Origin of the sequence: Vibrio sp. Vb1337 (genome assembly GCF_033338715.1) — a bacterium.
Lineage (GTDB): Bacteria > Pseudomonadota > Gammaproteobacteria > Enterobacterales > Vibrionaceae > Vibrio > Vibrio alginolyticus.
The window spans coordinates 1-1,516 of sequence record NZ_JAWOTD010000090.1; the positions used below are offsets into that span (position 1 = coordinate 1).

3 protein-coding genes are annotated in these 1,516 nt (G+C 45.6%); 1 reads left to right on the plus strand and 2 read right to left on the minus strand.

The window, feature by feature from the left end; genetic code table 11:
* The coding region (gene apaH, locus R7E42_RS24085; RefSeq protein WP_318073096.1) for a bis(5'-nucleosyl)-tetraphosphatase (symmetrical) ApaH at positions 1–564 on the plus strand (564 nt) is incomplete at its 5' end.
* A 79-nt stretch (positions 565–643) separates the two neighbouring features.
* On the opposite strand, the gene folA is transcribed toward apaH, so the two are convergent.
* Complete coding sequence (gene folA, locus R7E42_RS24090) at positions 644–1,126, minus strand: type 3 dihydrofolate reductase (protein ID WP_318073097.1); 483 nt, start codon at positions 1,124–1,126, stop codon at positions 644–646.
* A 9-nt stretch (positions 1,127–1,135) separates the two neighbouring features.
* On the minus strand, positions 1,136–1,516 hold a 381-nt coding region (locus tag R7E42_RS24095), incomplete at its 5' end, for a threonine/serine exporter family protein (protein ID WP_318073098.1).

Below are 1,516 nucleotides of genomic sequence, written 5' to 3' on the forward strand. Positions count from 1 at the left end.
GACAAAGATAAAACGACCCCTATTTTCCTCGCTAAAGACCGCGAAGAACTGCTCTCTTGGCTAGCTAAACAACCTCTTCTGGCAGAGCACGACGAGTTTGTGATGTGTCATGCAGGTATCTCACCGCAATGGGATTTAGAAACAGCCAGACAATGCGCTCGCGAAGTAGAACATGTTATCCAAAGCGAAGAGTTGCCGTGGTTGCTAAAAAACATGTACAGCAACTTACCAGATCTTTGGGATGACTCTCTGGAAGGCCTGGATCGCTACCGCTATATCATCAATGCCTTTACAAGAATGCGTTTCTGCTTTTCTGATGGTCGTTTAGATATGGACTGCAAACTGCCTCCGCAAGAAGTCACTGGTGACCAATTGGTACCTTGGTTTGAACTGCCGCACCGCATACCGTTAGAAAAAACAGTGTTATTCGGCCACTGGGCAGCATTGCAGGGCTATATCGATGAAAAAGTCATTGGACTCGATACAGGTTGTGTCTGGGGTGGTTCGCTGACGATGATTCGTTGGGAAGACAAACAACTCTTTACTCAAGAAGCTCTCGATTAATCACTAGATCGTTACTCCGAAAACAAAAAGCACCGTGTTTACGGTGCTTTTTCTATTCTGCTTCGAGAGACTTTTCTAACTATTGCTTTTCTAAAATCGTAAAACGCATGTTGTAAGCGTTTTTCTCATCCGCTTGGTAGGTTTCAGAATATGTCTCTTTGAACTCATTACCCCAGTCTGGGAACTGGGTGTCAACTTCAACTACAGCATCAATATGTGTGACGTACAGTTTATTTGCCATCGCTAAACAAGAAGCATAGATAGCACCGCCACCAATGATCATTACTTCTTCAACATCACCTGCAGCCTCTAACGCTTTTTCAACTGAAGTCACCGTCGTAACGCCTTCAATACTCAATGATTCATCTCGGCTAATGACAATATTCAAACGTCCTGGCAAAGGGCGACCAATTGAATCGTAAGTCTTTCTTCCCATTACGACGGGCTTCCCCATCGTACAACGTTTAAACCAAGCAAAATCCGCAGGAAGATGCCAAGGCATTTGATTATCTTTGCCAATAACGCGGTTGTCTGCCATCGCGGCAATCATACTAATGATCATGTCGGGTCCTTATACTATCGGTCTGCGGCGGTAGAATAACAGCCCAGGAACTGCGAGGCCAACTGCTAAACCAGCAATAATAAACATGGCTTTAAGAAAGTTCTCCATGCAGGTCGCAATTAACTCTGGCGAGTAACCCAAATGGTTAATCTCCACCATCGCAATCATCGCTTTGTAAGCAAAAACTCCCGGCACCATAGGTATCAATGCAGCGACAGTAAACACTTTTGGATGAGCCAAAAAGCGGTGAGACCAATGAACCCCTATCATGCCAACCAAGGTGGCAGCGAAGAAGGTCGCCCACTCAATCGGTACTCCAAACTGCATCATCAAGTAACGACTTCCGTGACCAATCGCACCACCTCCCGCGCAATAGATCAAAGCTCGCTG

Coding starts and splice junctions, on each gene's coding strand:
- folA (WP_318073097.1), bottom strand. CDS start 1,126: ATGATCATTAGTATGATTGCCGCGATGGCAGACAACCGCGTTATTGGC.